This is a genomic window from Glutamicibacter sp. AGC46, assembly GCF_053543715.1.
This window is the reverse complement of the sequence record NZ_JBLVOJ010000012.1, coordinates 370,808-376,896: the sequence shown is the minus strand read 5'-3', so window position 1 is coordinate 376,896 and position 6,089 is coordinate 370,808. Positions and strand designations below refer to the sequence as shown.

The following is a 6,089-nucleotide window of genomic DNA, read 5'->3' as shown; positions in this document are numbered from 1 at the left end:
CGAGTCCATCCCCCACCGATAAATCTTTCCACCAACAACCATGCGGTCAAAGGTAATATCCGGTATTAGACCCAGTTTCCCGGGCTTATCCCAGAGTCGGGGGCAGGTTACTCACGTGTTACTCACCCGTTCGCCACTAATCCACCCAGCAAGCTGGGCTTCATCGTTCGACTTGCATGTGTTAAGCACGCCGCCAGCGTTCATCCTGAGCCAGGATCAAACTCTCCATAAAAAAATAAAAAGCCACCGGCAACCCCTTGGAAAATAAGGGCGAAGCCAATGAAGTCCTGGCGAATAATAAAACACTCAAGAACACTGCACGGGGGTGCAATGCCTCAAGCAAATGTTATGTATTCACCAAATAAAAATATTCGGTATCAACAAACTTGGCACACTATTGAGTTCTCAAACAACAAACACTCTCGACACCACAACCACCAATCCTTCGATGACTGCTTCGCTCCGGAGCAACTTTACAAGCTTACCACCAAGTTGACTGTTGTCAACTCGACGTTTCAGTCTTGTTCACCCCGCCGTTTCCGTTTCGCCCTTTCAGGCTGTCCGGATCAGCGGCGCGAGATAAAACTCTACACGGGTTCCGCCACGACGCAAAATCGGCCAGTTTCCATGCTTTCCTGCGCAGAATCCCCGGAATCATGCGGATTCCCTGCGGTCCAAGGTGAATATCGGCTAAAAACAACGGAAAATTGTTGTTATGAAGCAGGTCACCCCAATGAAAAGGGGCCATAACTTGCCTTGGCAAAGTTATGGCCCCTTCACGGTGCTTGGAGACTACTTGGACTGTCCAGCGCGCAAACGCGATACCTCGTAGAGCGAGATGCCAACAGCCATCGAAGCATTCAGCGATTCCATTGCCGAGTCGATTGGAATCGAAACGATGGCGTCGCAGTTTTCGCGGACCAGCCGGGACAGGCCCTTGCCTTCGGAACCAACCACGATGCACAGCGGGCCGGTAGCCAATTCGAAGTTCGGAAGCTCCATGTCGCCACCGGCGTCGAGGCCGATCACGAAAATGCCAGCAGCCTTGATTTCTTTCAGTGCGCTGGTCAGGTTGCTGCACTTGGCTACTGGTACGCGTACAGCTGCACCGGCGCTGGTCTTCCATGCCGAAGCGGTCATGCCGACGCTGCGGCGCTCTGGAATGATCACGCCGTCTGCGCCGAAGGCCGAGGCCGAACGGACAATCGCACCCAGGTTACGCGGGTCGGTGATGCCATCCAGTGCCAGGAACAGCGGCTGGGTCCGGGTGTATCCCTTGTCGAAGTCCTTGATGGCCTTGGTAGCCAGCTGGACTGCATCCTTGTATTCGTATGGCGGGATCTGCAGGGCCATGCCCTGGTGGATCGCGTCATCGGTCATGCGGTCGAGCTCGGGCTTGGATGCTTCCATCAGCGGGATGCCCAGCTCGGCAGCCAGCTTCAGGGATTCGCGGACGCGGTCATCGACGTCGATGCGGATGGCAACGTGCAGCGCCTTGGCAGGGATGCCGGCGCGCAGCGCCTCAACGACGGAGTTGCGGCCGGTGACGAACTCGGCGTTGACCTTGATGCGGTCGGTTCGACGGCCGGTGCTGCGCTTGGCGGCCGAGCGCTCAGAGAGCTGCTTGGCACGGTAAGCCTTGTGGTACGGGCGGTCCTCCGCTTTGGGGGTCGGGCCCTTGCCCTCGAGGGAACGACGTCCCTTGCCACCACTACCCTTGGTTGGGCCCTTTTTGTTCATTGGTTCATGTCCTTTAGTTTTGAGTTCGTTGGTGCCGCGCGTGTTCGCGACTAGTTGTCCAGAGTCCAGCGAGCGCCATCGGCCGAGTCCGCCACGGTAATGCCAGCGGATGCCAGCGCATCGCGGATGGCGTCGGAGCGTGCCCAGTCCTTGGCAGCGCGTGCTTCGGCGCGTTCAGCCAACTGGGCCTGGATCAGCTGATCCAGGGCTGCGTGCTCTGCAGAAGATTTCGAGCTTTCATTGCTGCCGGCATCATCCAGGCCCAATACCTGGGTCATGGCCAAGACCTGGCCCAAGGCCTTGGCAGTGGCAGCGTCGTCACGGCTATCCAAGGATGCATTGCCCAGCCGCACGGTTTCATGCAGCGCGGCCAGCGCCATTGGAACGTTCAGGTCATCATCCATCGCGGTGCCGAAAGCTTCCGGAACCCCGGTGGCCACGATCGACTCGGCGACGGCACCCAGGCGGTAGCGCGCGTTGGAGATGAAGGTGTCGATGCGTTCGACCGCTGCCCCCGCTTCGGTCAGCGAGTCCGGGCGGTAGTCGAGCATCGAACGGTACTGCGCCTGGCCCAGGAAGTAGCGCACCACGCGGGCGTCGGCCAGCGCGAGCATTTCTTCCGGGGAAATGGTGTTCCCAATGGACTTGGACATCTTCTCACCCTCATAGGTGACCATGCCGTTGTGCATCCAGAAGTTTGCAAAGCCGTGGCCAGCCGCGTTGGACTGGGCCATTTCGTTCTCGTGGTGCGGGAAGCGCAGATCCAGTCCGCCGCCATGGATGTCGAATTCGCTGCCCAGGTACTTGCCAGCCATCGCCGAGCACTCAAGGTGCCAGCCCGGGCGGCCGCGTCCCCAGGGGCTTGGCCAGGAAGCGGTCAACGGATCGGTGCCCTTGTAGCCCTTCCACAGCGCGAAGTCGCGTGGATCCTTCTTGCCGCGCGGATCCGAATCCGGCGCGTCCTGCATATCTTCGATCTTCTGGCGGGTCAGTGCGCCGTACTGCTCATAAGAGCGCACGTCGAAATAGACATCTCCGGAGCTGTCGGCCGCCGGGTAGGCATGACCGCGTTCGATCAGCTGTGCAATCAGCTCATGCATTTCGGTGATGTGGCCGGTCGCGCGGGGCTCGTAAGTCGGGCGTTGGACACCCAGAGCCTCGTAGGCCCGTGCGAATTCCTGCTCGAAGCGGTACGCCAGGGCGAACCATTCTTCGCGCGGCTTGTAATGGGCATCCGCCTCGAAGTCCTCGGCGAAGGATTTCGCCGACTTCTCCAGGATCTTGTCATCGATGTCGGTCACGTTGCGGACGGTGGTGACGGCAAAGCCGCGGTATTCGAGCCAGCGCACCAACAGGTCGAAGACAATGGCGCTGCGGACGTGGCCCACGTGCGGCATGCCCTGCACGGTGGCGCCACAGTAGTACAGCTTGACTTCGCCTTCCGCCAATGGCTGGAAGTCGCGTACGGATGCTGTTTTGGTGTCATAGAATCGCAGGCTCACGCCTTTAAGGTTATCCGATGGATGCACCCTTTGTACTTCACTTGTGACACTCTCGATGATCGAAGCCCCGCGGTTGCGCCAAGGGGCCTAGCCCGATACCGGGTAGACCAGTGCGGTGGCATAGGCTGTCACGCCCTTGCCTTCCCCCTCGTAGCCCAGCCCGTCGCTGGTGGTCGCAATGACGCTGGCTGGGGCGCCGATAGCCTCGCTCAGCACTTTGCTGGCTTCTTCGCGGCGCGCGGCAAAGCGCGGGCGGCGGCCAACGAACTGCACCGCGACATTGCCGATTTCGAATCCCGCCTCCCGCACCAGGCGGGCGGCTTCTGCAATCAGGCTCACACCGCTGGCCCCGGCGAATTCCGGTCGGTCCACCCCGAAGTGCGTGCCCAGATCGCCAATGCCCGCCGCGGAGAACAGCGCATCGCAGGCCGCGTGCGCTACCGCGTCGCCATCGGAGTGGCCCGAAAGCCCGGTGTCTTCCGGGAAGTGCAGTCCTGCCAGCCACATTTCGCGAGTCGGGTCTTCGCTGACCGCGTGAACATCGATGCCGTTGCCGACTCGTGGCAGGATCATGGTTTCTTCCTTTGCGCTTGGGGTGGCCGCGGGCTGGTTCGCCGCGAGCTTGCCTGCCGCGTCGAGATCTCCGGGATAGGTGACCTTCATGGCTTGCTGCGATCCCGGCACCACATGGACTTCGGCTCCGAAAGCCCGCACGATCGACGCGTCGTCGGTAACCTTCTCCAGTTCTGCCTCGGTGCAGCCATCCAGTTGGGCATGGGCATCGCGCAACAGCTGCGCGTCAAAGCCCTGCGGGGTTTGCACCGCGCGCAGGATGGAACGTGCCGGGGTTTCCTTGATGATTTCGTGCTCGCCGGCGGCATCGAGCTCCACCACGCAGATGGTGTCGGCGACGTTCAGCGCCGGGATGACGGCGTTGCACTGCTCGTCGGCCAGAGCGCCAAGCACTTGTTCATGCAGCTTCGCCGGGGCAAAAGCACGGGCGGCGTCATGGACCAGAATGTTGGTGGCGGCGGAACTGGCTACAGCCAAGCCGGCACGGACCGACGCGGCGCGGCTGGCGCCACCGGGCACGGTGCGCACCTTGTCCCCGTACTGCGCCATGGCCGCGGCCAGGCGTTCGTCCTGCGGCGGGGTAACCACGATGATTTCGGTGATCTGCGGAATTCCCAGCGCCCGGTCCACGGCATGTTCAGCCAGGGATTTTCCGGCCACCTGGACCATCGCCTTGGGAAGGCCAGCGCCGAGGCGGGTTCCCATTCCAGCAGCCACGAGGATCAGGCTTGAGTTATGCACTTCGCTTTGCTTCACAGCGCCCAGCTTATCGTGCCGCGCGGTTCGGCCTTGGCCGCTTTAACGCCAAAAGCCGTGAAACGCTTGGGAGCGTTTCACGGCGATGCGTTACCGGAACGGGGCTAAGCCGAAGCCAGAACCTCGTCCAAGAGGCCTTCTGCCTTGGCCTCGTCCAGATCCTTGGCCAAGGCCAATTCACTGATCAATACCTGGCGAGCTTTTGCCAGCATGCGCTTTTCGCCTGCCGACAGACCACGGTCATTTTCTCGGCGCCACAAGTCGCGGACTACTTCTGCAACCTTGATGACATCGCCGGAAGCGAGCTTCTCGACATTTGCCTTGTAGCGGCGCGACCAGTTGGTCGGCTCTTCGGTAAATTCAGCACGAAGGACATCGAACACATGGTCCAAGCCTTCCTGACCTACCACGTCACGTACGCCAACAAGATCAACGTTCTCAGCAGGAACCTCGATGGTCAGGTCGCCCTGAGCCACCTTGAGCTTGAGATACATTTTCTCTTCGCCCTTGATCTTGCGCATCTTGATCTCTTCGATCATCGCGGCACCGTGGTGCGGGTAGACAACAGTCTCGCCAACCTCAAAAACCATGTGGATAAACCCCTTTCCCACGCCCTAGTCTACCATGTTTGCTATTCCGGATCCTGCGACTGTGCCCCATATAACCGCGAATTCACGCGGAAATGCCTCTTCCACTTGCAAGAGAAACATGCTATGAAGAAGGTAGGGCAGTCGACTGCGCACCAACTCCCTTCCCCGCATCGGTTGTCTACAACTTGTCGAAATGCGTGTGTTGCACGTCGCTAAATCGCGTCTTTGCGTGAAAAACAGCTAGGCTTAGAGGTAATCGTGGTCCAATTTTCGATTGCGCCTGCCCTAGGTGCATTCGGTTAAGCAGACCACGAACCGAAGCAACTCATTTTTCTCACCGAGGAGTTAGTGTCGTGATCACCGCACGCATGACCGCTGGACGTCGCATTGCCGCGTCCCTCGCTGTGGCTGCCCTGGCATTCGGTGTCACCAGCTGTGGCGCCATCAACGAGCAGGCCACCAACACCGACTACGCCGCCAGCGATGGCGTCAACGTCGATGTCGCAGACGCAAAGGTCCGCAACCTGATGTTCGTCACCAACAGCGACGACACTGAAGCCCGCCTGATCGGCTCCGTAGTCAACGCCGGCGATTCCGCGCTGACCCTGTCGGTCAAGGCTGACAACGCAGCACCTGTCTCCATCCAGGTTCCTGCAGACGGCACCATCAAGCTTGAAGAAGACAAGAACCAGCAGATCATCAAGAACATGGGCATTGCAGCCGGCGAACACGCCGACTCGGTTTTCACCGTTGCCGGTGAGAACGTGGAATTCAGCGTTCCAGTTGTCGATGGCACCCTGGCTGAATACCGCGACTTCGTACCAGGCGGTGCTGACCAGTCGGTTACCGAGCACCTGATTCCAGAAGAGACCCACTCCACTTCGGGCCACTAAGCTTCGCGCAAGACAAAACAAGAGCCTCGGGGGGG

Annotated in this window: 5 protein-coding genes and 1 rRNA gene; 1 reads left to right on the top strand and 5 read right to left on the bottom strand. The window is 60.0% G+C overall.

What is annotated here, in order from left to right:
* From ACNPM8_RS09990 to ACNPM8_RS09970, 5 genes are all read right to left on the bottom strand, one after another.
* Positions 1-232 (bottom strand): 16S ribosomal RNA (locus ACNPM8_RS09990); the annotation flags it as partial.
* A gap of 560 nt (positions 233-792) precedes the next feature.
* Positions 793-1,740, bottom strand: coding sequence for a 23S rRNA (guanosine(2251)-2'-O)-methyltransferase RlmB (gene rlmB / locus ACNPM8_RS09985; RefSeq protein ID WP_105658780.1), 948 nt, complete (start codon positions 1,738-1,740; stop codon positions 793-795).
* 50 nt (positions 1,741-1,790) lie between these two features.
* Positions 1,791-3,242 (bottom strand): cysteine--tRNA ligase, encoded by a 1,452-nt coding sequence (gene cysS, locus ACNPM8_RS09980; RefSeq protein ID WP_105658781.1) that lies wholly within the window; start codon positions 3,240-3,242, stop codon positions 1,791-1,793.
* Between the two features lie 87 nt (positions 3,243-3,329).
* Positions 3,330-4,556: a 2-C-methyl-D-erythritol 4-phosphate cytidylyltransferase gene (ispD, locus tag ACNPM8_RS09975; RefSeq protein WP_448939775.1), complete on the bottom strand. Its 1,227-nt coding sequence runs from the start codon at positions 4,554-4,556 to the stop codon at positions 3,330-3,332.
* 119 nt (positions 4,557-4,675) lie between these two features.
* Complete coding sequence (locus ACNPM8_RS09970) at positions 4,676-5,161, bottom strand: CarD family transcriptional regulator (protein WP_038993823.1); 486 nt, start codon at positions 5,159-5,161, stop codon at positions 4,676-4,678.
* A gap of 353 nt (positions 5,162-5,514) precedes the next feature.
* On the opposite strand from ACNPM8_RS09970, the gene ACNPM8_RS09965 reads away from it, so the two are divergent.
* Complete coding sequence (locus tag ACNPM8_RS09965) at positions 5,515-6,054, top strand: hypothetical protein (protein WP_105658783.1); 540 nt, start codon at positions 5,515-5,517, stop codon at positions 6,052-6,054.
* The last annotated feature ends 35 nt before the right edge of the window (positions 6,055-6,089 follow it).

Bases quoted from the DNA above. Each gene is read 5' to 3' on its own strand.
- rlmB (WP_105658780.1), bottom strand. From the start codon at position 1,740: ATGAACAAAAAGGGCCCAACCAAGGGTAGTGGTGGCAAGGGACGTCGT.
- ACNPM8_RS09970 (WP_038993823.1), bottom strand. From the start codon at position 5,161: ATGGTTTTTGAGGTTGGCGAGACTGTTGTCTACCCGCACCACGGTGCC.